General features: G+C 72.0%; 22 protein-coding genes. 13 read left to right on the top strand and 9 right to left on the bottom strand.

Going from position 1 to position 25076, the window contains the following annotated elements:
• The first annotated feature begins 73 nt into the window (after window positions 1-73).
• The 4 genes from JAN01S_RS04000 to JAN01S_RS03985 are packed head-to-tail and all read left to right on the top strand — an operon-like array spanning window position 74 to window position 4707.
• Window positions 74-1807: an L-lactate permease gene (locus JAN01S_RS04000; RefSeq protein WP_068314176.1), complete on the top strand. Its 1734-nt coding sequence runs from the start codon at window positions 74-76 to the stop codon at window positions 1805-1807.
• The gene (locus JAN01S_RS03995) at window positions 1804-2571 is read left to right on the top strand and encodes a (Fe-S)-binding protein (protein WP_244884746.1); all 768 of its coding nucleotides are present in this window, start codon (window positions 1804-1806) and stop codon (window positions 2569-2571) included. Before JAN01S_RS04000 ends, JAN01S_RS03995 begins: the two co-directional genes overlap by 4 nt.
• A gap of 25 nt (window positions 2572-2596) precedes the next feature.
• Window positions 2597-4066, top strand: a complete 1470-nt coding sequence (locus JAN01S_RS03990) for a LutB/LldF family L-lactate oxidation iron-sulfur protein (protein WP_068314047.1) — start codon at window positions 2597-2599, stop codon at window positions 4064-4066.
• On the top strand, window positions 4063-4707 hold the full coding sequence (locus tag JAN01S_RS03985; protein ID WP_068314043.1) for a LutC/YkgG family protein: 645 nt from the start codon (window positions 4063-4065) through the stop codon (window positions 4705-4707). The genes JAN01S_RS03990 and JAN01S_RS03985 overlap by 4 nt, the downstream gene beginning before the upstream one ends.
• A gap of 51 nt (window positions 4708-4758) precedes the next feature.
• Here the strand turns inward: JAN01S_RS03985 and JAN01S_RS03980 are convergent, their stop codons facing one another.
• The 5 genes from JAN01S_RS03980 to JAN01S_RS03960 all read right to left on the bottom strand — a co-directional run bounded on the left by JAN01S_RS03980 (window position 4759) and on the right by JAN01S_RS03960 (window position 10297).
• Window positions 4759-5616 carry a hypothetical protein gene (locus JAN01S_RS03980; RefSeq protein WP_068314040.1) on the bottom strand — a complete coding sequence of 286 codons (858 nt, stop codon included), beginning with the start codon at window positions 5614-5616 and terminating at the stop codon, window positions 4759-4761.
• Between the two features lie 3 nt (window positions 5617-5619).
• Window positions 5620-6300 (bottom strand): response regulator, encoded by a 681-nt coding sequence (locus JAN01S_RS03975; protein WP_068314037.1) that lies wholly within the window; start codon window positions 6298-6300, stop codon window positions 5620-5622.
• Window positions 6300-7586 carry a sensor histidine kinase gene (locus JAN01S_RS03970; RefSeq protein WP_068314034.1) on the bottom strand — a complete coding sequence of 429 codons (1287 nt, stop codon included), beginning with the start codon at window positions 7584-7586 and terminating at the stop codon, window positions 6300-6302. Before JAN01S_RS03970 ends, JAN01S_RS03975 begins: the two co-directional genes overlap by 1 nt.
• Window positions 7587-7718: 132 nt before the next feature.
• Entirely contained in the window at window positions 7719-8498 is a 780-nt protein-coding gene (locus JAN01S_RS03965) for a fructosamine kinase family protein (protein ID WP_068314031.1), read from the bottom strand.
• Between the two features lie 323 nt (window positions 8499-8821).
• Entirely contained in the window at window positions 8822-10297 is a 1476-nt protein-coding gene (locus JAN01S_RS03960; protein ID WP_068314028.1) for an NAD-dependent malic enzyme, read from the bottom strand.
• A 192-nt stretch (window positions 10298-10489) separates the two neighbouring features.
• On the opposite strand from JAN01S_RS03960, the gene JAN01S_RS03955 reads away from it, so the two are divergent.
• From JAN01S_RS03955 to JAN01S_RS03930, 6 genes are all read left to right on the top strand, one after another.
• Window positions 10490-11542 carry a WXG100 family type VII secretion target gene (locus JAN01S_RS03955; RefSeq protein ID WP_068314026.1) on the top strand — a complete coding sequence of 351 codons (1053 nt, stop codon included), beginning with the start codon at window positions 10490-10492 and terminating at the stop codon, window positions 11540-11542.
• Between the two features lie 101 nt (window positions 11543-11643).
• Window positions 11644-12222 carry a hypothetical protein gene (locus tag JAN01S_RS03950; protein ID WP_157075587.1) on the top strand — a complete coding sequence of 193 codons (579 nt, stop codon included), beginning with the start codon at window positions 11644-11646 and terminating at the stop codon, window positions 12220-12222.
• Window positions 12223-12275: 53 nt separating this feature from the next.
• Complete coding sequence (locus JAN01S_RS03945; RefSeq protein WP_068314020.1) at window positions 12276-13490, top strand: ATP-binding protein; 1215 nt, start codon at window positions 12276-12278, stop codon at window positions 13488-13490.
• A 51-nt stretch (window positions 13491-13541) separates the two neighbouring features.
• Window positions 13542-14069 (top strand): hypothetical protein, encoded by a 528-nt coding sequence (locus tag JAN01S_RS03940; protein ID WP_068314017.1) that lies wholly within the window; start codon window positions 13542-13544, stop codon window positions 14067-14069.
• A 121-nt stretch (window positions 14070-14190) separates the two neighbouring features.
• Complete coding sequence (locus JAN01S_RS03935) at window positions 14191-15228, top strand: zinc-dependent alcohol dehydrogenase family protein (RefSeq protein WP_068314014.1); 1038 nt, start codon at window positions 14191-14193, stop codon at window positions 15226-15228.
• A gap of 96 nt (window positions 15229-15324) precedes the next feature.
• Entirely contained in the window at window positions 15325-15921 is a 597-nt protein-coding gene (locus JAN01S_RS03930; RefSeq protein WP_068314011.1) for a GNAT family N-acetyltransferase, read from the top strand.
• A gap of 79 nt (window positions 15922-16000) precedes the next feature.
• On the opposite strand, the gene JAN01S_RS03925 is transcribed toward JAN01S_RS03930, so the two are convergent.
• Window positions 16001-17071, bottom strand: coding sequence for a hypothetical protein (locus JAN01S_RS03925; protein WP_068314008.1), 1071 nt, complete (start codon window positions 17069-17071; stop codon window positions 16001-16003).
• A 234-nt stretch (window positions 17072-17305) separates the two neighbouring features.
• Between JAN01S_RS03925 and JAN01S_RS03920 the strand changes: the two genes are divergently transcribed.
• Window positions 17306-18397, top strand: coding sequence for an ECF transporter S component (locus JAN01S_RS03920; RefSeq protein ID WP_157075586.1), 1092 nt, complete (start codon window positions 17306-17308; stop codon window positions 18395-18397).
• Window positions 18398-18409: 12 nt separating this feature from the next.
• Here the strand turns inward: JAN01S_RS03920 and JAN01S_RS03915 are convergent, their stop codons facing one another.
• Window positions 18410-19348, bottom strand: a complete 939-nt coding sequence (locus tag JAN01S_RS03915; protein WP_068314002.1) for an MBL fold metallo-hydrolase — start codon at window positions 19346-19348, stop codon at window positions 18410-18412.
• 92 nt (window positions 19349-19440) lie between these two features.
• Window positions 19441-21063 carry an HNH endonuclease gene (locus tag JAN01S_RS17495; RefSeq protein ID WP_084360018.1) on the bottom strand — a complete coding sequence of 541 codons (1623 nt, stop codon included), beginning with the start codon at window positions 21061-21063 and terminating at the stop codon, window positions 19441-19443.
• Window positions 21064-21252: 189 nt separating this feature from the next.
• On the opposite strand from JAN01S_RS17495, the gene JAN01S_RS03905 reads away from it, so the two are divergent.
• Both JAN01S_RS03905 and JAN01S_RS03900 read left to right on the top strand, forming a co-directional pair.
• Window positions 21253-22494, top strand: a complete 1242-nt coding sequence (locus tag JAN01S_RS03905) for a CoA transferase (RefSeq protein WP_068314170.1) — start codon at window positions 21253-21255, stop codon at window positions 22492-22494.
• 119 nt (window positions 22495-22613) lie between these two features.
• Window positions 22614-24263: a GMC oxidoreductase gene (locus JAN01S_RS03900; protein ID WP_068313996.1), complete on the top strand. Its 1650-nt coding sequence runs from the start codon at window positions 22614-22616 to the stop codon at window positions 24261-24263.
• Window positions 24264-24343: 80 nt separating this feature from the next.
• Here the strand turns inward: JAN01S_RS03900 and JAN01S_RS03895 are convergent, their stop codons facing one another.
• The gene (locus JAN01S_RS03895; protein ID WP_068313993.1) at window positions 24344-24958 is read right to left on the bottom strand and encodes a maleylpyruvate isomerase family mycothiol-dependent enzyme; all 615 of its coding nucleotides are present in this window, start codon (window positions 24956-24958) and stop codon (window positions 24344-24346) included.
• Window positions 24959-25076: the final 118 nt, after the last annotated feature.

The following is a 25076-nucleotide window of genomic DNA, read 5'->3' as shown; positions in this document are numbered from 1 at the left end:
CTATCGTCGTGACACCCGGCAATGGTCTGACCATTCCTGCTCCCCGCCCGACGACGTGCACCCGGAGAACGAGATGACGACGCTCGCCGCAGTACCGACCGCATTCACACCAGAGATCTCACCCGTGGCGGACAGCCTCGCCGTGTCCGCCCTCGTGGCCCTGATCCCCCTCGTGACGATCTTCGTCACCCTCGGCGTGCTGAAGTGGAAGGCCCACTGGGCCGGCCTGACCGCCGTGGCCGTCGCGATCCTCGTCGCGGTGATCTTCTTCGGGATGCCCGCCCAGCTGGCGGTCCTCGCGGCGACCGAGGGCGCCGTCTTCGGCCTCTTCCCGATCATGTGGATCGTCTTCACGGCGATCGTCCTCTACCAGGTCACGGTGCGCTCAGGGCACTTCGAGGACCTGCGCGCGACATTCCGCCTCATCTCGGACGATCCGCGCATCCAGGCGGTCATCATCGCCTTCTGCTTCGGCGCGCTCCTTGAGGCACTCGCCGGCTTCGGCGCCCCGGTGGCCATCACGGGCGTGATGCTCATGGCCGTCGGCTTCGCCCCCCTTCGTGCCGCGACCGTCGTGCTGCTCGCCAACACCGCCCCCGTCGCCTTCGGCGCGATCGCCATCCCGATCCTCACCGCCGGCAACCTCACCGGCATCCCGTACCAGGAGATCGGCGCCTACGTCGGCCACCAGGCGCCGATCATCGCGATCTTCGTCCCGCTGCTGCTCGTCTTCATGGTCGACGGACGAAGGGGGGTCCGCCAGACCTGGCCCGCGGCCGTCGTCATCGGCATCGCCTTCGCCGTGACCCAGTGGATCTCCGCCACGTGGATCTCGGTCGAGATGACCGACATCATCGCCTCCCTCGTCTCCCTCGCCGTCGCCGTCGCCTTCCTGCGCGTCTGGCAGCCGAGTGGTGGCGACGAGGCCACCGAGTCGCTCCAGGTCGAGCGGGAGAAGCAGCTGGCCACCGTCGGCGGTGGCGCGGACGGCCCCTCGGCCGGCGCGGCCGACGAGTACCAGATCACCCCCGAGGAGCTCGACGCCCAGGCCCAGGCCCTCACCCCGCGCCGGATCGCGTGGGCGATGTTCCCCTACGTCCTCGTCGTCGGCGTCTTCTCCGTCGCCAAGCTCGTCCCGTCCGTCGACACCTGGCTCACGGGGACCAACGTCAAGATCCCGTGGCCCGGGCTGGCCGGCGAGGTGCTCAACCACGACGGCACGGTCAACGGGTCCGCGACCTACTCCTTCTCCTGGCTCTCGTCGCCGGGCACGATGCTCCTCGTCTGCGCCGTCGTCGTCGCGCTCGCCTACGGCATCGGGTTCTCCGGTCTCGCCACGGAGATGCGCGAGACGGCCGTCAAGATGCGTTGGGCGTTCGTCACCGTGGCCTCGGTCCTCGCCCTGGCCTACGTCATGAACCTCTCCGGCCAGACGATCACCATCGGCGCGTGGATCGCCGGCACGGGCAGCGCCTTCGCCTTCTTCAGCCCGCTGCTCGGCTGGATCGGCACCGCCGTGACCGGGTCTGACACGAGCGCCAACGCGCTCTTCGCCACGCTGCAGCAGAGCGCGGCCGAGCGCGCCGGCATCGACCCGACCCTGCTCGTCGCGGCCAACACCTCGGGCGGTGTCGTGGGCAAGATGATCAGCCCGCAGAACCTGACGATCGCGGCCACGGCCGTCGGTCTTGTCGGCCAGGAGTCGACGATCCTGCGTAAGGTCTTGCCATGGAGCGTCGGTCTGATCATCGTGATGTGCCTGCTCGTCGGTCTGCAGTCGACGGTCCTGTCCTGGATGCTCCCGTGACCGCCCCGACCGCTCGCACCGGACTGCGCGTCGCCCTCTTCGCCACCTGCTTCAACGACACGATGTGGCCCGGGACGCCCCAGGCAACGGTCCGCCTGCTCGACCGTCTCGGATGCCGCGTGGAGTTCCCCATGGAGCAGGCCTGCTGCGGTCAGGTCCTCACCAACACCGGCTACGGCCGAGACGCCGTGCCGATGGTGACGCGATTCGCCGACGTCTTCGAGGACTACGACGCGATCGTCGCGCCATCGGGCTCGTGCGTGGGGTCGGTGCGCGAGCAGCACGCGACGATCGCCCGACGGGCCGGCGAGGACCGGCTGCTCGAGCGCGTGGAGCAGGTCGCGCCCCGCACCTACGAGCTGTCCGAGTTCCTCGTCGACGTCCTCGGCGTGACCGACGTCGGCGCGTACTTCCCGCACCGCGTCACCTACCACCCGACCTGCCACTCGCTGCGCATGCTGCGGGTCGGCGACAAGCCGCTGCAGCTGCTGCGGGCCGTCCGCGGGATCGAGCTGGTCGACCTTCCCGGTGACGCGGAGTGCTGCGGGTTCGGCGGAACCTTCGCCATGAAGAACTCCGACGTCTCCGTCGCCATGGGCGCGGACAAGTGCCGCAACGTGCGTTCGACCGACGCGGAGGTCCTCGTCGCCAGCGACAACTCCTGCCTCGCGCACATCGGCGGCATGCTCGATCGCCAGCGCTCCGGGGTGCGCCAGATGCACCTGGCGGAGATCCTCGCGAGCACCGAGGAGGACCCAGCATGAGCACCCTCGACACAGGAGGAGCCCCATGAGCACGCAGACGCACTGCGGACCCGTGCAGCAGACGAGCCCGACCTTCGTCGGGATGCCCGCCTTCCCCGACGCCGCGCGCGACGCGCTGGACAACACCCAGCAGCGCCGCAACCTGCGGCACGCGACGCACACGATCCGCGACAAGCGGGCCGCGGTCGTCGGCGAGCTGCCGGAGTGGGAGGCGCTGCGCGTCGCCGGCGCCGACGCCAAGGACGAGGCCCTGACCCACCTCGCCGACTACCTCGAGCAGCTCGAGGAGTCGCTGACCGCCCAGGGCGCGACGGTCCACTGGGCCCGCGACGCCGTGGAGGCCAACCGGATCGCGCTGGAGATCGTGCGCGCCAAGGAGGTCGAGGAGGTCGTCAAGGTCAAGTCCATGGTGACCCAGGAGATCGAGCTCAACGAGGCGCTCGAGGAGGCCGGCATCCACGCGTGGGAGACCGACCTCGCCGAGCTGATCGTCCAGCTCGGTCATGACCGACCCAGCCACATCCTCGTGCCCGCGATCCACCGCAACCGCAGCGAGATCCGCGACATCTTCCTGCGCGAGATGGCCGCCGTCGGCCGGCCGGCCCCCGAGGACCTCACCGACGACCCGGCCCGCCTCGCGGAGGCCGCACGCCTGCACCTGCGGGAAAAGTTCCTGCGCGCCAAGGTCGGCGTCTCGGGCGCCAACTTCGCGATCGCCGACACGGGCACCCTCGTCGTCGTCGAGTCCGAAGGCAACGGCCGGATGTGCCTGACCCTGCCCGAGACGCTCATCTCGGTCGTGGGGATCGAAAAGGTCCTGCCCACCTGGGACGACCTCGCCCCGATGATGCAGCTGCTCCCCCGCTCGAGCACGGGCGAGCGGATGAACCCGTACACGACGATGTGGGCCGGCGCCCACGCCGGCGACGGGCCGCAGGACGTGCACGTCATCCTCCTCGACAACGGCCGCAGCCACGTCCTCGCCGACACCGTCGGGCGGGAGGCCCTGCGGTGCATCCGCTGCTCGGCCTGCCTCAACGTCTGCCCGGTCTACGAGCGCACCGGCGGCCACGCCTACGGCTCGGTCTACCCCGGCCCCATCGGTGCGGTGCTCAACCCGCAGCTGCGCGGCACGGGCAGCGACATCGACGCGTCGCTGCCCTACGCGTCGAGCCTGTGCGGCGCCTGCTTCGATGCGTGCCCCGTGCGGATCAACATCCCCGAGCTGCTCGTCGAGCTGCGGGGCCGCGTCGCCGAGGCCGGCGGCCACCCGGGTGAGTCCGCCGCGATGCGGGCCGCGGCCTGGGTCCTGTCCGACCCCAAGCGCCTGGCCGGTGCACAACGGGCCGCGGGCCTGGCCGGTCGGGTCATCGGCGACCGCACCATCCGCTCAGTTCCTGGGCTCGGCGGCTGGACGGACGCGCGGGACCTGCCCACCCCGCCGACGGAGTCCTTCAGGCAGTGGTGGGCCCGCGAGAGGGAGGGCGGGCGATGAGCGCGCGCGACGAGATCCTGGCCCGGGTCCGCGGGGCGACCACGGACGTCACCACGCCGACCGGGTCGCTCCGGCGGGAGCAGCTGACCGACAGCGGGGCGGCCGACGCCGACGGGCTGACGCAGTTCGCCGAGATGGTCGCCGACTACCGCGCGGAGGTCGTGCGGGTGGCCGACCACGAGGTCCCCGCCGCCATCGCGACCGCGCTGCGTGACCACGGGTGTCGCAGCGTGGTCGTCCCCGACGGGCTCGACCCGGCGTGGGTGACGGCTGCGGAGGAGGTCGCCCGGGTGCGCCGGGAGGCAGACACCCCCACGCACGCCGACCTCGACGCCACCGACGCCGTCGTCACGGCGGCGGCGCTCGGCATCGCCGTCACCGGCACGATCGTGCTCGACCACCGGGCCGACCAGGGCCGGCGGGCCCTGACCCTCGTGCCCGACACCCACGTGTGCGTCGTACGGGCCGACCAGGTGGTCCAGGACGTGCCGCACGCGGTCGCCCGGCTGCGACCCGACGCCGGCGACGCCCGGCCGCTGACCTGGATCAGCGGACCGAGCGCCACGAGCGACATCGAGCTGCAGCGCGTCGAAGGGGTCCACGGCCCCCGCACGCTCGTCATGGTCCTCGTCGACGGCTGAGCCCGGGCACTGGTCCCGGCCCCCTGCGGCCGGGACCAGCGCGCGGCAGGTTCAGCTCGGGTCGATCGTCACCGCGCCGACGCCGCTCTGCACGGAGATCGTGCGCGACGACGAGCTGTCGCTGCCGATGTTGTTGACCGTCTCTGATGCACCACCGGGGATGTCGACGTCGTAGGTCTCGGTGTCGGGCACCCGGATGACCGCTTCGCCGACCCCGAGGTGGGCGATGATGCTCTCCGGCGGCTCGACCGACTCGTGGTCGAACGTGCCGACACCCATGTCGACGCGCACGGAGCGGGCCTCCGACTCGGTGATCGTCACGTCGCCGACACCCATGTCGATGTCCACGTCACCCGTGGGCCCCTCGAGGGAGACCGCGCCGACACCGTGGCTGATCTTCACCTCGGTGTCCGGCGCCACGACGACGAGCCAGTCGACCTCGCACGACGACCCACCGCCGGGACCCCGGCAGCTGGAGGTCAGGACGGTCTCGTCGCTGTTGCTCGTGACGGAGGTCCGCGGCTCCCACAGGCCCCACGTGCGGGTGATGACCGCCCGCGGCTCCTCACCGGGCTCGGCTGTGCGCACGCGCAGGTCGCCGACCTCGCCCGTGAGGCTCAGCTGGCTCGACGCGACGAGTGGGCGCTCCTGCGTCGCGGACTGCTTGAGCATCGGGCCGACGAGCGCCAGGCCGGCGAAGAGGACGAGCATCACCGTCACGAGCAGGGCGATGACCCGGATCGGGCCGACGGGCGTGCGCGACGGGGGCGCCGCGGCCGCCTGCTGCGCCGCCTCGGCCCGACGGGCCTCGCGCTCACGGGAGGCGTCGGTGCGGTAGCGCTCACGCAGCTCCGGGTCCACGGGCTCACCGGGACGCGGCGGCAGAGGGGCGGTGGGGGTGGTCGTCATCGGTCAGTCCTCCTGGTCGAGCCAGCGGAGCACGGCGAGCACGCGTCGGTGGTCGCCGTCGGCCGGGGGCAGGTCGAGCTTGGTGAAGATCGAGGTCACGTGCTTTTCCACGGCGCCGTCGGAGACGTAGAGCTCCTTGCCGATGGCGGAGTTGGTCCGGCCCTGGGCCATGAGACCGAGGACGTCGCGCTCCCGCGGGGTCAGTGAGGCGAGCGGGTCGGCGTGCCGCGCGCGGGTGAGCAGCTGGGTGACGACCTCCGGGTCGAGCACCGTCCCGCCGGCCGCGACGTCGCGCAGCGCGGCGATGAACTCGCTCGTGTCGGCGACGCGGTCCTTGAGGAGGTACCCGACCCCCTTCGACCGGGCCGCGACGAGCTCGGTCGCGTACTGCTCCTCGACGTACTGCGACAGGACCATGACGGCGATCTCGGGGTGGCGCTCGCGCACCTGGAGGGCCGCGACGATCCCCTCGGAGGTGAAGGTCGGGGGCATCCGCACGTCGACGACGACGAGGTCGGGACGGTGCTCGTCGACGGCGGCGATGAAGCTCTCCCCGTCGGGGCACGCGGCCGCGACGTCGAAGCCGGCGGACTCGAGCAGCCGCACGATGCCGTCGCGCAGCAGCACGGAGTCCTCGGCGAGCACGACCTTGGTGCGAGTCTCGGTCTGGGTCTCGTCGGTCATCACAGGCTCCGTCCGGTGCGAAGGGGGAGGGTCGCGGTCAGTGTGGTCGGTCCCCCGTCGGGGGAGGTCACCTCGAGGGTGCCGTCGACCGCGGTGACCCGTTGGCGCAGGCCGGTCAGCCCGGTGCCCCGCGTCGGGTCGGCGCCGCCGCGACCGTCATCGCTGACGACGGCGGTGAGCCGCTCGTCGTCCTTGGTCACGACGACGCTCCCGCCGGTGGCACCGGAGTGTTTGGCGACGTTGGTCAGCGCCTCGCTGACGACGAAGTAGGCGATCGCCTCCGTCGTCGGGTCGAGCCGGCCGACGTCGCGCACCTCGACCTGCACGGGCACGGCCGAGCGGGCGGCCAGGGCCGGCAGCGCGGCCTCGAGGCCACGGTCGGCGAGGATCGGCGGGACGATGCCGCGGGCGACGTGCCGCATCTCGACGATCGCCTCCTTGGCCGAGCGGTGTGCCTCGTCGACGAGCTGGGCCGCGCCCTCCGGGTCGCGGTGGATGGCCTCCTTGGCCATGCCGAGCGTCATCGCGATGGAGACCATGCGCTGCTGGGGCCCGTCGTGCAGGTCGCGCTCGATGCGGCGGCGCTCGGCCTCGACGGAGTCGACGGCCTCGCGGCGGGAGTCGGTGAGGGTGTCGACGCGGGCCGTGAGGTGCTCGACGACCTTGCGCTCGTCACGGCCGAGGAGCCAGCGGGCGAACATGACGTCGACCGAGGTGAGCAGATGGGCGACGAGCGGCATGACGACGAGGGTGACGAGCGCGATCGTCCAGGCGACCGCCAGCTGGGTGATGCCGTCGATACGGATGAGCCCGAAGATCGAGATGCCCGAGTCCGGGATGCGGCTGCCGAGCAGCGGAACGAAGATCAGCAGCAGCGCCTGGGCGAGGACCGCGAGGGTCAGCCAGCCGACGATCGTCCCCCACATCGCGTGGAGCGCCAGGTATGCGGTGCTGCGCCAGGAGTGCTGGTCGAGGAAGAGGCGCCGCCACAGCGGCTGCACGCGGCGCGGCGGCGGGTCGACGCGTCGGCCGGTGAGCGCGACGATGCGGTGGCGCTCGGCGTGGCCGATGAGGCCGCACAGCCACACGAGCGGCACGAGCAGCAGGATCCCGAGGCCGCCGGCGCTGATGAGCAGCACGGAGGCGAGGACCAAGGTCATGAGCAGCATCGCCGCGATCGAGGTGAGGGTGCTCGTCACAAGGAGCAGCACGCTGCCCCAGCCGGCGAGCCACCGTCGCGGCAGGCTGATCCGCTCCAAGGGCGGGGAGATGGTCTGGCTGGTCACGACACCCAACCTACGGAGCGGCACGGGCACGGGTCTGCCGAGTTCTCCCCCAAGACGAGGGGGGGCCTGCCCCCCCCTTCGCTGCCGGGTCGCGGGCACCGCTGCCCGGGAGCGCTGCGGACTGCCCCGCGGTCAGGCGTAGGTGCGCGCCATCTCCGTCGCCTGCGCGACATACCCCCCGCCGAAGACGATCGCGTGGACCATGACCGGGAAGAGCTGGTGCAGGCCGACCCGCTCCTGCCAGCCCTCGGCGAGCGGGGCCGCCTCGTCGTAGGCGGCGATGATGCGCGCGATGTGCGGCGCGGTGAAGAGCATGAGCATCGCCAGGTCGGTCTCGGCGTGGCCCCCGTGCGCGGCGGGATCGATGAGGACGGCGCCGCTGCGGGTCCACAGGATGTTGCCCGCCCACAGGTCGCCGTGGATGCGCGCCGGCGGTCGACCGTCGTCGAACTCACCGGACTCGAGGCGCTCCGCGACCCGCTCGAAGAGCTCCTGCTCGTCCTCCCAGAGATCGTTGGCCCGGCCGATGCGCAGCAGGTGGCGGATGCGCTGCTCGGCGAAGAAGGCCCCCCACGAGTCGGTCGGCTCGAGCGGCATCGGCAGCGGCGACTCGGCCGGCCCGATGAAGCCGTGGCTGGTCCACCGCGCCGGCGGTGCGCCGAAGGCCGGGGCGCCCGCCGCGTGCGTCGCGGCCAGCGCGACCCCGAGCGCGTCGGCCTGGACGTTGGTCGACGGCGCCGGGTCGTACTGGAGCAGGTCGATGTGGTCGAGGTCGACGTCCTGCAGCTCGGCCACCTGGGCGCCGCCGCCGTCCTGCGCCTCCGCGAGCCAGAGCAGTCCCGCCGCCTCCCAGGAGGAGTAGCCGCGCGGAGCGGCCGAGGTGTCCTTGCGGTACGTACGAGGTGGCTTCACGCCCTCAAGGATCCCACGCCCTTTTGGCCCCACGGTGGTCGAGGTGCGAAGGCCCAGCCTCGAGACCCCTGCCTTCGGCCGAAGGGAGACGCCGGCGCCCGCCGAAGTCCCTTCGTTCTCCGACGACGTCACGTCGTCGTGTCGGACTTCGGCTTTGTGTGCGCCGTCATCCCCCTGCGACCTCGTACTCAGCTCACGTTGTCGTGTCGGACTTCGGCTTTGTGTGCGCCGTCATCTCCCTTCGACCTCGTACTCGCCTCACGTCGTCGTTCGGATCGGCCCGTGGACCTCGGGGATCGCCCCACCTGTGGTGGGGCGTGGGGTCAGCGCACGCGGGGGAGGGTGCCGGTCTCGTCGACGGGGGCCGCGGTGGCGTGGGAGCCGATCTTGATCGGGCCGGTCGAGCCGGCGGAGGTCTTGCCCTCGCCGGCGATGGCGACGGCCACGGTGTCGGCGACGTCGGGGTGGAAGACGCTCGGGATGATGTACGAGGGGTTGATCTCCTCGTCCTTGACGACCGCGGCGATCGCGTCGGCGGCCCGGATGAGCATCTCGATCGTCACGTCCTCGGCGTGGGCGTCGAGCAGCCCGCGGAAGACACCGGGGAAGGCGAGGACGTTGTTGATCTGGTTGGGGTAGTCGCTGCGGCCGGAGGCGACGACCTTCGCGTACTTGGCGGCCTCCGCCGGGTCGATCTCCGGGTCCGGGTTGGCCAGGGCGAAGACGATCGGGTCGGTCGCCATGTTGTCGCGGATCCACTCGGCCTTGAGCAGGTTGGGCGCGGAGACTCCGATGAAGACGTCGGCGCCCTGAAGCCCGTCGGGGAGGTCACCGCGGATGCGACGGGGGTTGGTGCGCTCGGCCAGCTCGCGCTTGGCGCCGGTGAGCGAGTCGTCGTCGGCGGAGAGCAGGCCCTCGCGGTCGTAGACGACGACGTCGTGCGCGCCCGCGGCGAGCAGCAGCGTGACGATGGCCGAGCCGGCGGCGCCGCCGCCGGAGACGACGATGCGCACGTCCTCGAGCCACTTGTCGACGACGCGCAGCGCATTGCGCAGGGCAGCGAGCACGACGATGGCGGTGCCGTGCTGGTCGTCGTGGAAGACGGGGATGTCGAGGCTCTCACGCAGCCGCCGCTCGATCTCGAAGCACCGCGGGGCGGCGATGTCCTCGAGGTTGATCCCGCCGAAGCCGGGCGCGATCATCTCGACCGCGCGGATGATCTCCTCGGTGTCCTGGCTGGCCAGGCAGATCGGCCAGGCGTCGATGTCGGCGAACTGCTTGAAGAGCGCGGCCTTGCCCTCCATGACCGGCATGGCGGCCTCGGGCCCGATGTTGCCCAGGCCGAGGACGGCCGACCCGTCGGTGACGACGGCGACGCTGTTGCCCTTGACCGTGAGGCGCCGGGCGTCCTCCGGGTGCTTGGCGATCGCGGAGGAGACGCGGCCGACGCCGGGCGTGTAGGCCATCGACAGGTCGTCACGGGTCTTGAGCGCGACCTTGGACTTGATGGCGATCTTGCCGCCGAGGTGGAGCAGGAAGGTGCGGTCCGAGACCTTGTGCACCTTGACGCCCTCGATCGCCTCGACCGCCTCCACGAGGTCGTCGGTGTGGTTGACGTCGAAGCCGGAGCAGGTCGCGTCGACGACCAGGCGGTCGTGGCGCGAGTCGGCGATGTCGACGGCGGTGACGATGCCGCCCTGCTCGGCGATCGCGGTCGCGATGCGGCCGACGACGGCGTAGTCGGGCGAGGTGTGCAGGCGGATGGTGATGGAGTACGACGAAGGGGTTGCTGCGGGCATGTGACCAGTGTCTCACCGCTCCAGTCGCCTCGTTGCGCGAGTCCGCGGGCGCGGACGGGGCGCGGCTCGATGACGGACTCTTCCCCCTTCTCGCTGTAACGCTATACACGTGGATACGCGGGCATCGGGGAGTCCTCCCCGTGGACGGCGCGGCGAGCCACACCTACGGTCGGGAGGGATCGAAGGGGGAACATGTCAGTCACTCACGGAGCCGATGTCGAGCGCCTGCGGACCATCGCGGGAGAGCTCGGGCGATCCGCCGGCGCGATCACGAAGATCGAGCAGGCCGGCGTCGCGCAGTCCGCAGCACTGCAGGGGGCGTGGAGCGGTCAGGACCTGGAGGCGTTCGTCAGGAGCTGGGACGGCTCCCGCCGGCAACTCGTGGGGTGCGCGGACCGCCTGGCCGGCTTCGCCCAGCTGCTCCTCGAGCAGGCCGAGCAACAGGACACCGGGAGCGAGGGATCGGGCGCGGGCAGCACCGGACCGAACGGCCCCGGCACGGCGCCGGGCGCCCCCGAGGGCGCCGACCCGGACAACAACGACTCACGTGACCGTCCGCGCAAGCACATCTTCGACACCCCGAAGCCACCGGAGTACTACGAGAACCACGAGGATCCCGGGCCGGGCAATGTCGACCTGCCCGAGGGCGCGGACCCTGACGACCCGGCCATCCAGGAGATGCTCCGGACGGCGAACGGCCGCGCCGCCCTGGACTGGATGGAGCGCAACGACATCGAGATCCGGTACGACGACGACTACGACGGGGCCTACTACTCGAGCGACTCGAACACGATGACCCTCGGCAAGGGCGGCTACCGCGACCCCACGACGATCATCCACGAGGCGAACCACGCCCGCTGGGACGCCGAGGACCGCCAGGCAGACGTCGAGGAGACCACGCGCGACGAGTACGTCAACGGCAAGTACGACGAGGAGACCGACTGCGTCACCAACGAGGTCTACTACGCCAAGCAGGCACGCGAGGAAGGGATCGACGCCCCGTACTCGGTCGGCGAGCAGAAGTACGACGAGGGCTACTCGCGCGCCTACCAGGACGCGATCGATGCGGGCAGGACCCCGGACCAGGCCCACGCAGCAGGCGATGAGGCGGGCCGCGCGGAGATCCGGTACCTGTTCTCCAGTGGCTACTACAAGGCCTCCGGGTCGGGCGGGCGGACCTACGGCGACCTCAAGGGCGAGTACTGGGACAAGCAGAACGACTGGAATCCCTTCAACGGGATCTGAGATCAAACATGAGCGACGATCGGACCATGAAGCTGAGACTCACGGCCGCGGGTGTGGCACTCGCTCTCGCCCTGGGGGCCTGCTCGAGCAAGGAGGACACCATGACCGACACCATCCGGGAGGGCCTGCCGGACGACTCCACGATCGCGCGGGTCATCGACGAGCAACCCACCGAGGCACAGGTGCTCGACCTGCCGGCACTCGAGGGCTGGCGGCTCGCGGAGGTGCGCGCCACCGGCGAGCGCCCGCACGCCTGGGTCGTCGGATACCGGACCTCCGGCGACCCGAGCACCGTGGTGCTCACGGGCAACCCGGACCGGTGGTCGCAGGTCACCGCGGGCGCATCGGTGGAGGACGAGGCGGGGGCCATTGCCGTCGCCCGCGCCTGGTACGACGCGACCCGACGCACCGACGAGCTCTGGTACAGGGCCGAGTCCGTCGACGACATCGACTGGCAGCCGGTGGTCGACGAGGAGGCCGTGGCGCGACTGCAGGAGGAGTACCGCGACACCCTGACCGCGCCGACCGCCACCCGCGACGGCGACGGGTGGACCGTCACGCTGTGGAGCGTGCAGCAGCGCGACCTCGTGCGGCACGACCTGCGGATCGGGGCCGACGCCTCGGTCCACGACGAGGCCGAGACGGTCGAGCAGGCCATGCCCGTCAGCGAGGCGGTCTGACGATCTCTGCGCGCCTATCCGGGATCCGCTAGATCCGCGGATACGGTCGCATCGTGGACCCGATCACCAACCCCTATGCCCCCGGCGCCGGCCAGCGCCCGCCCGAGCTCGCCGGCCGCGACGAGCAGCTGACCCGCTTCGACGTCGTGCTCAAGCGCATCGTCAGCGGCCGGCCGGAGCGCTCGCTCGTGCTCACCGGACTACGGGGCGTCGGCAAGACCGTGCTGCTCAACCAGCTGCGCTCGGCCGCCGTCCGGGCGAAGTGGGGCACCGGCAAGCTCGAGGCGCGTCCCGAGCAGGGGCTGCGCCGTCCCTTGGCGAGCGCCCTGCACCAGGCGGTGCGCGAGCTCGGGCACACGCAGGCGGAGGAGGTCGAGCACGTCCTCGGCGTCATCAAGTCCTTCGCCCAGCGCGACGCGAAGCCGGGGACCAAGCTGCGTGAGGTGTGGAACCCCGGCATCGACGCCCCGGCCGTGAAGGGGCGTGCCGACTCGGGTGACATCGAGATCGACCTCGTCGAGCTCTTCACCGACGTCGGTGGGCTGGCGGCCGACCTCGGGCGCGGGGTGGCCGTCTTCATCGACGAGATGCAGGACCTCGGCCCGGAGGACATCTCGGCGATCTGCGCGGCCTGCCACGAGATGAGCCAGTCCGGGCTGCCGCTCATCGTCGTCGGCGCCGGGCTGCCGCACCTGCCGGCCGTGCTGTCGGCCAGCAAGTCGTACAGCGAGCGGCTCTTCCGCTACCAGCGCATCGACCGGCTCGCGCGCGAGGAGGCCGACCGGGCCCTCACCGCGCCCGCGGCCGACGAGCTCGCGGAGTACGAGCAGGAGGCGCTCGACGCGCTCTACGTCGCGACGGGCGGGTACCCGTACTTCATCCAGGCCTACGGCAAGGCGGTGTGGGACCAAGCGCCGCAGTCGCCGATCCGCGCCGAGGACGTGCGGGTCGCCTCCCCCGAGGCCGAGTCGGAGCTGGCGGTCGGGTTCTTCGGCTCGCGGTACGAGCGGGCGACGCCCGGCGAGCGGGAGTACCTACGCGCCATGGCCGATGTCGCGGCCGAGATCGCGGCGAAGGGGGAGGAGAGCCTCGACGACATCGAGTCCGTCCTCACCTCGGCCGTCGCCACCTCGCTCGGCAAGAAGCCGCAGTCCCTCTCCCCCGCCCGTGACGCGTTGCTGAAGAAGGGCCTGATCTACTCCGCCGAGCGCGGCCGGATCGCCTTCACCGTCCCGCACTTCGGGCGGTACCTGCGCGAGCAGACGTGACCCGTCCCGGGTGGCGTGCGACAGACTGCCCCGGCACGGGAGGCTCTCCACATGAAGACATTCGAGGCACACGGCCACCTCGGCACGACGGCCAGCATCGGAGGCTGGGCGATGCGTCTCGGAGCGGTGCTCGCCGGAGCGCTCTTCCTCGTCCTCGGGCTCACCGGAGTCATCCCACTCTTCGACGGGTGGTTCTGGCCGGCCTTCATCGCGCTGGGCGTGCTCGCGATGGTCTTCGTCGACCCACGCGAGCTCACCAAGACGACCGCCCTCTACACGGCGCACCCCCTGCTCGAGCTCGACGAGGGCGGCCTCGCGTATGCCGGTAGCCGCTTCCCCGCCCACGCGATCACTGGCGTCCTGCGGGCGGACCTGGGCCCACAGGAGGAATCGTCGCGGTACAAGAGGGGCGACGCCTTCTACGTCCACTTCGACCCGTCCCATCTCGATGCCTCCCGCCGCGACGGCCTCATCGACACGCGCCGTCGGCGGCTGGTGATCCAGCCGGGCGACTTCGCCGATCCCGTCCCGATGTCACGCGCCCTGGTCACGCACCTGGAGACGCTCGGCGTGCGCTAGGTCGACTGCGGTTCCTTGCAAGGAGACCTCACGCGCGCAGAGAAGGACCTCACCTGACCCTCCCGTCACTGGGTCTGTCGGTGCTCGGGGCATCGGCGCGACCCCTGACAGGATGACCCGCATGCGAGCGGTGGTCATCGACGGCGTCCGAGCCCAGCCCGAGGTCCGGGAGGTGGACTCCCCCTTCGCTCCCGAGGGTGGGGTGGTCGTGCAGGTCATGGCGACCGGGGTCTGCCGCAGCGACTGGCACGCGTGGGCGGGGCACGACGACATCGCCTGGCCGCACGTGCCCGGCCACGAGCTCGCAGGCGTCGTCTCGCAGGTCGGCGCGGGCGTGCAGCGGTGGCGCGTCGGGGACCGGGTGACGGTCCCCTTCGTCTGCGGCTGCGGGCGCTGCGACTGGTGCGCCGCCGGCGACGCACAGGTCTGCCCGGACCAGGAGCAGCCGGGCTTCACCCAGTGGGGATCCTTCGCCGAGCAGGTGGCACTGCATGCGGCCGACACCAACCTCGTCGCGCTCCCGGAGAGCGTCGACTTCGCGACGGCGGCGAGCCTCGGGTGCCGCTTCGCCACCGCCCACCGTGCCCTGGTCGCCCGCGCACGAGTGACGAAGGGAGAGTGGGTCACCGTCGTCGGCGCCGGCGGGGTCGGGCTAAGCGCGGTGATGATCGCCCGGTCGCTCGGCGCCCGGGTCGTCGCCGTCGACCGCAACCCCGACGCCCTTGCTCTCGCAACGGAACTCGGCGCCGAGCACACCGTGCTCACCGACGGTCGGGACGTCGCGTCGATCGTCGCCGACCTGACCGGCGGTGGCAGCCACGTGTCCGTCGACGCCGTGGGCAGCGAGCAGACCTGCGCCGACGCGATCCTCAGTCTGCGCCGGCGCGGCCGCCACGTGCAGGTCGGGCTGCTGCCACCGGTCGACGGGCACCCGAGGGTGCCGATGGCCCGTGTCATCGGGTGGGAGCTCGACCTCCTCGGCAGCCACGGGATGGCGGCCGTCGACTACCCGGGGATGCTCGCGCTCATCGAGTCGGGTGCGCTGCAGCCGCAACGGCTCATCGAGCGGACCATCGGACTGGAGGAGGCGGCCGCACTGCTGCCCGGCTTCGACTCCGCGACCGTCGCGGGGATGACGATCGTCGACCCGACGCGCTGAGTCCCGGGTCGCCTGGGGCGGAGGCCCCCTTCGGCCGCCGCGACCCACGGCGCTCGTGGGAGTCTGGTCGGAACCGTCCCACGATCGGAGGACCGCATGGCCGCCTTCACCTGGCTGCCGGCCAATGAGGCGAGCGCCGCGGACGTCGAGGCCGTCTTCGCGACCGGCGGTGCGCGCAAGTGCCGCTGCCAGGCCCTCAAGGTGCCCGGCTGGATCTGGCGGGACAGCACCCAGGAGGAGCGAGAATCCTCGCTGCGCGAGCAGACCGCCTGCGGCACCCCCGGCCCGACCTCGGGCCTCATCGGGTACGTCGACGACGAGCCGGCGGGCTGGGTGGCCGTCGAGCCCCGCGAGGACTACCCCCGCCTGTGGAGCCGCAAGCAGGCGTGGATGCGGATGGATCCGGAGCTCGAAGGGGTCTGGTCGGTGACCTGCTTCGTCGTGCGCAAGGGCCACCGCCGCGTGGGTCTGACCTACGAGCTCGCCGACGCCACCGTCGCCTACGGCAGGCAGGTCGGCGCCCGGGTCCTCGAGGGCTATCCGATCGAACCGGCGCCGGGCAAGACCGTGATCTGGGACGAGGCGTCGGTCGGGCTCGTGCAGGTCTTCGTCGAGGCCGGCTACGAGGTCGTGGCCTCCCCCACCCTCAGGCGGCGGGTTGTACGGCGGGTGCTGGAGCCGGAGCGTGACTGAACGCCATCAGAGCGGCAAAGGAGGCAAGGAGCCGGTCGTGGCGGCCACGTCGCACCAGGACTGGTTCCCCCCCTTCGCCTCACTCGTCGGCGAAGGTGACCGTGAAGGATGTGCTGCCGAAGTCCACCCGGCTCTCGCCGATCTTGAGCGCCCGCAGCTCGCCGACGTTGGCGACGTCGATCGTCAGGGACTCGGTGTCATCGGGGACGCTCACCACGACATCGTCGGTGCTCGGTGACCACAGACGCCCCTCTTCCACCAGCGGCTCGGCGTCCCCGACCGTCCACGTCAGCGTGGCATTGCGCTTCGACCAGCCGCTGTCGTTGGAGTCATAGGACAACTCGGAGTCGAGGATGAACCACATGCTGCCCGGCTCGGCCCAGCCCTGCGAACCGATCTGCGGCGGCACGTACGGCGTGATCCGCGCGGACCGCATCCGGATGTCACTGGTGTAGGTGCGGCCGTCACCGACCGACTTCGGCCCGTAGGAGAGAACGTCGGTGAGGTCCTGGTCGATGACCGGCCGCAGGTAGACGTCCGTCAGCGGGTCGGCGACGCGGGCGAGGGTGGGGATGTCGAAGACCTGCTCGTGTCCGTCGGCGGTGACGACCAGCTGGGAGCCCTCACCCCCGCTCGGCAGGCTGACGAGGAAGGTGCCCTCACCCTGGTCCAGCTCCTCCACCAGACGCTTCGTGCCGTTGCTGTCCACGTGCAACTCCGTGGCCGGGGTCTGGTCGTCCTCGTTGGGCACGTAGCCGTACTCGATGACGTAGAACTCCTCGCCACTGGCCGGCGTGTAGGCCGGCTCGGCCCCACCGATCAGGGTGCCCGGGACGGAGTCCGCCGTCGACACGGCCTGAATCGTCAGCGTGCCGTCCGGGGTCCCGAAGGTCCCGGCCTTGACATCCCCCGCGCTCGTGCTCGCCACGTCCGTGGTCAGGGCAGGGACGAGCAACCCGGCCTCGGCCGACGCGGCCGGCGCCGCGTCGGCCGCCGCGCTCGCATCCCCGGATGGGCTGCCCTGCGTCGCCGGACTCGCGGCCACGGTGACGGTCTCGGCAGCCGGCGCGGGCTCTTCCCCGGACCCGCACCCGGCGAGCACCATCGCTGCCAGGCTCGTCGTGGCGATCAGGAGTGGTCGTGTCTGCATGGCAATCCTCTGGCGGCGCATGGAGGAGCCGGCGTGGCCCTCGCTTCCGGCGACAGAGTAGGGAGCGAGATCGGCTATGTACCGCACTCGGACACCTTCCCGAACGACTCCGAACAGGCTCGGACGATCGCGAACACGCTGGTCGCGGGCTAGAGTCGCGACGCACAGGACGGTGCGACGTCGCTGTGCACCCAAGAGGGTCAATCGGGCCCGGTATGGCATGTGGGGAGCAGCATGAGCGGGACAGGTCACCCTCGTGGCGGTCACGGTGTCGACCAGATCGTGCGCGACCTCCAGGTGCTGCGCGCCACCGCCGGCGCCCCCTCCTATGCGGAGATCGTGCGTCGGGTGACCGCCGCCCGTCAGGAGCGCGGCCTGAGCGAGGCGGTGGCCCGGCCGGCCCGCACCACCGTCTACGACGCCTTCCGCCCGGGCCGCGCCCGTCTCGACCCCGAGCTCGTGGCCGACATCGCCGAAGCCCTCGACGGTGATGCCGCCTCCTTCCGCCGGCGATGCCTGACCACCCGCCTCGCCGTGGAGACCACCGGGCGCCACGCCGCGACGGACCTGGCGCCCGACGATTCGGCCACAGTCGGGACAGATCCGGTCGACCCAGGTGAGAGCGTGAAGGAGACGGACGCCCCGCCCCGGGCCACGAAGGACCCGACCGAGACACCCGGGTCACCACGCCTGCGGCACCCGCTCGTCCTGACCCTCGCCTGCCTCGTGACCAACCTGCTCGGCTACGTCGTGGTGGACGTCTTCCACCTCCCCTTCTTCCTCGACATGACCGGGACGGGCATCGCAGCCATTGCCCTCGGCCCCTGGTACGGGGTTGCCGTCGCCATCGCGACCCACGTGGTCGGGACGACCGTCCACGGCGCCGAGACCCTCCCCTTCCTCCTGGTCAACGTCCTCGGCGCACTGATCTGGGGCCTTGGTGTGCGCTCCCTCGGCTGGGGGAGCTCACTCGGCCGGTACCTCGCCCTGACGATCGTCGTCGCCACGGCCTGTACGGCCCTGGCCGCACCGATCCTGCTGCTCCTCTTCGACGGGGACAACGGGCATGAGGCCTCACTGGTCGACACGCTCGTGGACTTCGGCGCGCCACACGCGCTCGCCGTCTACGGCGCCAACCTCTTCATGTCGATCGTCGACAAGCTGATCTCCGGGTTCCTCATCCTCGCGGCCGTCGCTGCGGTGAGTCGGCGGGTCACCATCCCGGGCGGACGGCTCTTCCACGCGCTCGGCTCCCTCGAGCGCAGCGCCCCCGCCACCGTCGCGGCGCCCGTAGTGGCGAAGGACCCACCGGCGCCGCCCGCCTGACCTGCCGCGGTATCAGCCGTCGAGACCGGCCCAGGGATCCTCGCGCTGCCAGAGCCGGGGCAGGTGGAGGGCGACGCCGTCCTCGTCGGCGAGGCGTCCGAGGACGTTCATGGTGATGTCCAGGTCGTCGCCCGCGTAGGGCAGTGCGTGCAGCGGCCGGTCGAGCGGGCGGAAGAAGTCGTCCCAGTGGATCAGCACCACCCGGCGCGCCCCGACGGCCCGGACCGTGTGCTCCCAGTAGGCCTCGAGGTACTCCAGCGGCTGCACCCCCAGCTGCCCGACGCCGAGGTAGGCGACCTCGGCGTCGTGGCCGGCGAGCGACCCGGGCACGTACCCGGCGCTGCCCTGGAGCAGCGCGGTCCGACCGCTGCGGTGGGTGAGCAGGATCGACCACGCCTCCCCGCAGCGGTACGCGCCGACCTTGGCCGGCGGGGTCACGGGCGCGTCGATGGTGCCCGGGAAGCGGTCCGGTGGGCAGTGGCTCGACGCGACGAAGGTCAGCGAGAAGGCGCCGCACTCCACCGTGTCGCCGGACGCGACGACGCGGATGCGGTCGGGGGCGAGACCGCCACCGACGCCCACGTTGGCGGTCGACTCACCGCCGATGAGGAGGGCGCCCGTGCGGTCGGCGACGACGGCGGAGTCGAGGGCGTGGTCGTAGTGGCTGTGGACGGGCATGACGGCATCCAGCCCGTCGAGGCCGGCATCACCGAGAGCCCGGTCCAGGGCTGCGTCGATGCGGTCAAGGTGGGGCGCGACCTTGCCCAGGCCCACCTGGAGCAGTCCCGGCCGGGAGAAGAACCCATCGGTCATCACCGCGGAGTCCCCGTCCTGGACGAGCAGCGTCGAGACCCCCAGGAAGGTCACCGCCAACCGACCCTCCCCAGCGACCGGGACGTCGTGGCGGGAGGCGAAGGTGGCGAGGTCCGGACGGCCGGGCTTGAGACGCATCCGGTCAGCGTATACAGCCCCCGATGCGCAGGGAGGGCCCTCGCTCATGCCTGTGACCCGGCCCATCCGGGGCCGGGTGCGGGGCGTGGTGGCTAGGTGTGCCAGGTGACGCCGGAGGAGGTGACGGTGGCGGTCAGGCCGTGGGCGTGGACCTTGGTGTGGTGGCGCTCGCAGAGCAGCGCGGCGTTGTCGAGGTCGCTCGCGCCGCCGAGGGACCAGTACTGGAGGTGGTGGGCGTCGCTCCAGTGGGCAGGCATGGTGCAACCGGGGTAGGTGCAGCCGCCGTCGCGCAGGTACAGGGCCCGCTTCTGGCCGGGGGTGAAGTAGCGGGCGGCTCGGCCGAGGTCGAGGAGCTCGCCGTCGGTGCCCAGGATCGCGGGGACGATCCCGGCCTCGCAGGCCAGCTTGCGCACGGCGGTGGGCGCCAGGACCTGCCCGGTAGCGGTCAGCCCTCCGGCGTGCCCGGGCCGGTGGCACCCTGCGGGTCCGCTCGAGCCTCCGCTCGAGCCTCCGGCGGTGGCGCCATGTGGACCGAAGGGGGTCGCGCCGGGCCCGAAGGGGATCAGCCCCGTCCCGAAGGGGTGGGCGGGCAGGTCCTGGCCGCAGGCCCCGCACCGGCCGGTGGCCAGGTCGCTGGTCAGCGCGGCGAGGCTGATGGTGACGAGCACCTGGGCCTTGTCGCTCTTGGGCGCCTGTCCGGGCGAGGAGACCCCGCGCCCGACGATGGCCAGCAGCGCGTCGGCGCGGCGGCGGGCCGGGGTGCGCTCGTCGGGTTCGCCGTCGGGGCCTTTGACCGGGTCGGACAGCGCCGCGACCGCGGCGTCGATGATCGCGGCGCCCTCGGGGTCCAGGACGAGCTTGTACCGGGTCATGCCGCACGCGTCGGTGTGCTGGGTCAACGACCGGGACGCCTTCTGCCGCTCATCCTCGTCGCGCTGGTCCTTGTCCGGGCGCAGCATCCGGGTGGTCATCGAGATGCCGGCGGCCAGCTTCTTTTCGTCCAGGCCGGGCACCCGCTGGGTCACGCGCCCGTCCGGCCCGGTGGCGACGATGTCGTCCTTGGCCCCGGCCAGCAGTTGCGCCAGGTCCTGCTGGAGCAGCTGCGGGTCGGCCACCCGCTCCACGCCCTGGTGGAAGCGCACCAACTGATCGGCCTTGCCCAACGGCAGCTCCCCGGCGGCGAACGCCCCCAGCACCCCCGAGAGCCCCTCCACGCGGGGCGCGGCGCCGGCACCGTCCGCACCGCCCTCCCCGTCCGTCGAGGCAGTCCCGTCGTCAGCCCCGGACGCGTCGTCAGCCCCGGTCGCACCCGTCTGCCCGGCCCCATCAGGACCGGTCGCCGCTGCGGGGTCCGGGGAGGTCGGGGTCAGCGGTCCACTGGTCGAGCCAGTGGCGGCCTTGGCCAGGCGGACCACCGACGCGGCGTGGCGGATCGTGGGGCGCGGGGCGCGGCGACCCTCGTGGACACCGACCCAGTCGGTGGGCGACCACGAGGACTGCGTCGGCAGGCCCCGCGTCACGCCCTCACGCACCACCGCGACCTCGGCCACCTCCAGCAACTGCCGGAGCTGCCCGATCACGGCCAAGGCCTCCGCGACCTCCGCGTCGGGCAGCTGCCACACGCTGTCGGTGTCACTCGATATCAAGGACCGCAGCGCATCCCGCAGCCCCGGGACCACTCCCGGATCCGCGTACCGCACCGTCGCCTCTGACATACCTCGATCGTATGTACGACCACCGACAACGCTCCGGTGCCGAGACGACCTGGGGACAAGCACTCCCTTCGACCCGCAGATGTGGACAGTCGACCCCTCGATGTGGACACGTCGACCCGCGGATGGGGACGAGGTGGCCCCTCCGCGACGACCACCGGCGAGGACGACGACAGGGTCTACCGTGGTCGCATGAGCACCGTGCCGGGGGAACTGTGGGAGTGCCCCCTCGACGTCAGCGCGCTGGCCTGGGAGTCGGTCGGTGCCGCCGTGACCGCGTCGCGGGAGCTCGCAGCACGACGCGGATCGGCGGGCGACGTCGCCACCACTCCCGACCTCATCAGGTGCTCATTCGCCGCGGTGGAGAGGCTGCTCGTCGACGGCCGCAAGCCCGAGGTCTGGGCGCCACTGTCGGGCTTCTTCGAGGCCGCCGACGGATGGGTCCGCCTGCACGGCAACTACCCCCACCACGCCGCGGCGATCACGGCTGCCTACGACGTCACCGAGCGCGCCGACCTCGAGCGTGTCCTCGCGAGCACCCCGGCTGCCGAGATCGAGGCGACCATCACCGACCACCGGGGCATCGCCACGGTCGTGCGGACACCGGACGAGTGGCGCGCGCACCCCCATGGCGCGGCCACGGCCGACGAGCCGTGGACCACCACGACCACGACGAGCAAGCGGTCCCCCCTTCGTCCCGCCGGGGCTGCCATGGAGGGCCTGCGGGTCCTCGACCTCACCCGGGTCATCGCCGGCCCGACGTGCTCGCAGCTCCTCGCCTGCCTGGGCGCCGACGTGCTCCGGGTCGACCCACCGCAGCGGCCCGAGCTGCTCGACGCCCACCTGTCCAACGGGATGGGCAAGCGTTCGACCGAGCTCGACCTGCGCACCGACGCGGCCCGCCTGCACGAGCTCGTCGCCACCGCCGATGTCGTGCTGCTCGGATACCGCCCCGGGTCGTTGGCCCCCTTCGGCCTCGACCCGCAGACCCTGGCGGCCGACCGGCCCGACCTCGTCATCGCCTCCCTCTCGGCGTGGGGCGAAGGGGGGCCGTGGGCGCAGCGCTCCGGCTTCGACTCCATCGTCCAGGCCGCGTCGGGGATCGCGGTCCGGTGCGGCTCCGCGGACCGTCCCGGCGCGCTGCCCGTGCAGGCGCTCGACCACGCGAGCGGCTACCGCATGGCCGCGGGCGTCATGTCCCTGCTCGCGCAGGGGCGCGGCGGGATCGTCCGCGTCAGCCTGCTCGGCGCCGCCCGCGACCTCCTCGCCGCCCCGGTCGTGGACCGTCCGCTGCTGCCGAGCACCGACTGCGTCGTGCAGGTCGACTCCCCGTACGGACCCCTGACGACCGTCCCGCCACCCATCACGCTGGAGGGACGGACCCTCGAGCAGCCGGTGGCCGGCTACGCGAGCGCACCCGCCGCTTGGGCCTGACCGGCCTGCGAGACGCGTCACTCCCACCGCGCGCGACCCCCAGGATCTGGTTACTCTCGAGTCACTAACTCACCAACGGCGGTGATCGGAGAGCGTCCGGCGCCGCTTCGGAGGTCCCGATGCACCCCAGTCGTCGCTCGCTCATCGCCGGTGCCACCGGCGCCGCCGCCTCGGCCGCCGCGCCCACCACGGCCCGCGCCGCCGCCGCACCTGAGGACCCCGGCCCCACCCTCGTCGATCGGCTGGCCCACACCAAGCACCGCGCCGTGGTCCCCGAGATCTTCACGGCACCACCACGGATCGCCTCCCACACCGACGTCATCGTCATCGGGACCGGATTCGGCGCGAGCGTCGCCGCGCTCCGGCTCGGCCGGGCCGGCGCCCGGGTCGCGATGCTCGAGCGCGGCTCCCGCTGGCCGCACGACCCGTGGCGACCGATCCATGCCGGCGACACCGCCCTGGACGGGCGCGCCATCTGGCACAAGCGCACCTTCGAGGACCTGCTCGGCCTGCCGCATCCCGTCGACCGCTTCGGCGGCGTCTTCGACGACACCGTCTACGAGCACCTGCGCGTCTGGCGCGCCGCAGCCGTCGGTGGTGGCTCCATCGTCTTCACCGGCGTGCTGCTCGAGCCGCCGAAGCAGTACTTCGAGCACCTCTTCGGCACGACCGTCAGCCAGCGCGAGATGCACGAGAAGTGGTATCCGAGGGCCCGCGCCATGCTCAAGGCCTCCCCGATGCCGGACGACGTCTACAGGTCCGCCCCCTTCGGCCACTCCCGGCGCTGGGACCGGCACGTCCGCAACGCCGGCTACGAGACCACCAAGCTGGACGGCATCTGGGACTGGGACGTCGTCCGCCAGGAGCTGCAGGGTCGCTCGCGCCGGTCGGCCACGATCGGGGAGAGCAACTACGGCAACGCCAACGGCGCCAAGCGCGACCTCACCCTCAGCTACCTGCCGGCGGCGGAGGCCACCGGCCGGGTGCGCATCCACCACTGGCACGTCGTCGACCGGATCGGGCGCGACCGCCGCGGCCGCTACACCGTCGACCTGCGGATCCTCCACCCCACCGGCGCGGTGCTGGAGGAGCGGACCGTCACCTGCGACCGGCTCGTCCTCGGCGCCGGCAGCATCGGCACCTCCGAGCTGCTCGTGCGCGCCCGGTCGGAGGGCACGCTCCCGCGCCTCGACGACTCGGTCGGCGAGGGCTTCGGCACCAACGGTGATGCGGCGATGGTGCAGTTCCTCGGGCTCTCCGGTGGCCTGTCCCAGGGCTCGCCCTCCGCCTCGACCATCCTCGACCGGACCGGCGACATCCCCGCCCGCATGGAGAACTGGTACAGCCTCGGCCTCCAGGTCAACGGCGGCATCCTCGGCTCGCTCGGCATGGCGATGGACCCAACGCGCGCCCGATTCGTCCACAGCGCGGCCAAGGACGACGTCATCGTCGACTGGCCCAAGGACGGCAACAAGGGCGCCGAAGAGGCCCTGCGCGCCATGCAGGACAAGATCGCCGAGGCCAATGGCGTGGGGACGGGCGTGCCGATCCTCCTGCCGGACGTCGGGACGAGCTTCACCGCGCACCCCCTCGGCGGCGCGGTCCTCGGTGAGACCACCGACAACTACGGTCGGGTCAAGGGCTACCCCGGTCTCTACGTCATGGACGGCGCGGCGATCCCAGGGAGCACCGGCACGGCCAATCCGTCCCTGACGATCACGGCGCTCGCCGAGCGCAACATCGCCAAGGTCATCGCCGACGGTCGGTAGGACCAACGGCAACGGGACGAAGGGGGGCGACCCGCGCCCTTCGCAGGTGGCGGGACGTCGGTGCTCGCGCGTCGATCGGCTCAGCGCAGCAGATCCACCCCGGGCCCCTCGAGGTCCTTGAGCGCCGCGTCGCGACCGGAGATCGCCATGAGCAGATTGAGCGCCGACCCGCGCACCTGGGGGCCGTCGCCGATCGTCACGTCGAGGTCGGTCGCGTGGAGGGTCACCCGCTCGGCGCGCTGACGGGCGCCACCGAGTCCCTCGGACACTCGGGCCTGGTAGCGCAGCGCGCGCTCGACGCCCTCGGCCGAGTAGTCGTGCCAGATGCCGAGCGGGCGACGGATGTCCTCACCGTGGAGGACCTCCTCGACGAGCCGGCTGTCGACCGGGGCGGGCGGGCCGCTGCGCCGCGGTGCGACCTCGCGCAGCCGGCTGAGGGTCTCCCGGGGGGTGGCGCCGCGCTGCCGCTCCATGCCCTGCTGGTTCTGCCGGTCGAAGTTGCCTCGCGCCCGCGCCATCGCCCACACCACGCCGACCGGGGTGGCGAGCGCGTTGTCGACGAGGTGGGCCGCGACGTCGTGGACGCTCCAGCCCGCGCAGAGCGACGGGGTGCGCCACTGCTCGTCCGTCAGCGCCTCGAGGTCGGCGGCCAAGGCGGCACGCTCGGCATGGACGAGTTCCCAAGCATCGGTCATGGGTTCAGCCTGCCAGCCTTCGAGACGGTTGCTGCGCAACCTCCTCAGGCACCGTGGTCACGGTTGCTGCGCAACCTCCTCAGGCACCGTGGTCACGGTTGCTGCGCAACCTCCTCAG

It is taken from the genome of Janibacter anophelis NBRC 107843 (genome assembly GCF_001570945.1).
Lineage (GTDB): Bacteria > Actinomycetota > Actinomycetes > Actinomycetales > Dermatophilaceae > Janibacter > Janibacter anophelis.
Note: the sequence above shows the minus strand (reverse complement) of the source record. Positions and strands in the feature narration are given on the sequence as shown.

Coding starts and splice junctions, on each gene's coding strand:
- JAN01S_RS04000 (WP_068314176.1), top strand. CDS start 74: ATGACGACGCTCGCCGCAGTACCGACCGCATTCACACCAGAGATCTCA.
- JAN01S_RS03990 (WP_068314047.1), top strand. CDS start 2,597: ATGAGCACGCAGACGCACTGCGGACCCGTGCAGCAGACGAGCCCGACC.
- JAN01S_RS03985 (WP_068314043.1), top strand. CDS start 4,063: ATGAGCGCGCGCGACGAGATCCTGGCCCGGGTCCGCGGGGCGACCACG.
- JAN01S_RS03980 (WP_068314040.1), bottom strand. CDS start 5,616: ATGACGACCACCCCCACCGCCCCTCTGCCGCCGCGTCCCGGTGAGCCC.
- JAN01S_RS03975 (WP_068314037.1), bottom strand. CDS start 6,300: ATGACCGACGAGACCCAGACCGAGACTCGCACCAAGGTCGTGCTCGCC.
- JAN01S_RS03960 (WP_068314028.1), bottom strand. CDS start 10,297: ATGCCCGCAGCAACCCCTTCGTCGTACTCCATCACCATCCGCCTGCAC.
- JAN01S_RS03955 (WP_068314026.1), top strand. CDS start 10,490: ATGTCAGTCACTCACGGAGCCGATGTCGAGCGCCTGCGGACCATCGCG.
- JAN01S_RS03950 (WP_157075587.1), top strand. CDS start 11,644: ATGACCGACACCATCCGGGAGGGCCTGCCGGACGACTCCACGATCGCG.
- JAN01S_RS03940 (WP_068314017.1), top strand. CDS start 13,542: ATGAAGACATTCGAGGCACACGGCCACCTCGGCACGACGGCCAGCATC.
- JAN01S_RS03935 (WP_068314014.1), top strand. CDS start 14,191: ATGCGAGCGGTGGTCATCGACGGCGTCCGAGCCCAGCCCGAGGTCCGG.
- JAN01S_RS03930 (WP_068314011.1), top strand. CDS start 15,325: ATGGCCGCCTTCACCTGGCTGCCGGCCAATGAGGCGAGCGCCGCGGAC.
- JAN01S_RS03925 (WP_068314008.1), bottom strand. CDS start 17,071: ATGCAGACACGACCACTCCTGATCGCCACGACGAGCCTGGCAGCGATG.
- JAN01S_RS03920 (WP_157075586.1), top strand. CDS start 17,306: ATGAGCGGGACAGGTCACCCTCGTGGCGGTCACGGTGTCGACCAGATC.
- JAN01S_RS03915 (WP_068314002.1), bottom strand. CDS start 19,348: ATGCGTCTCAAGCCCGGCCGTCCGGACCTCGCCACCTTCGCCTCCCGC.
- JAN01S_RS17495 (WP_084360018.1), bottom strand. CDS start 21,063: ATGTCAGAGGCGACGGTGCGGTACGCGGATCCGGGAGTGGTCCCGGGG.
- JAN01S_RS03905 (WP_068314170.1), top strand. CDS start 21,253: ATGAGCACCGTGCCGGGGGAACTGTGGGAGTGCCCCCTCGACGTCAGC.
- JAN01S_RS03900 (WP_068313996.1), top strand. CDS start 22,614: ATGCACCCCAGTCGTCGCTCGCTCATCGCCGGTGCCACCGGCGCCGCC.
- JAN01S_RS03895 (WP_068313993.1), bottom strand. CDS start 24,958: ATGACCGATGCTTGGGAACTCGTCCATGCCGAGCGTGCCGCCTTGGCC.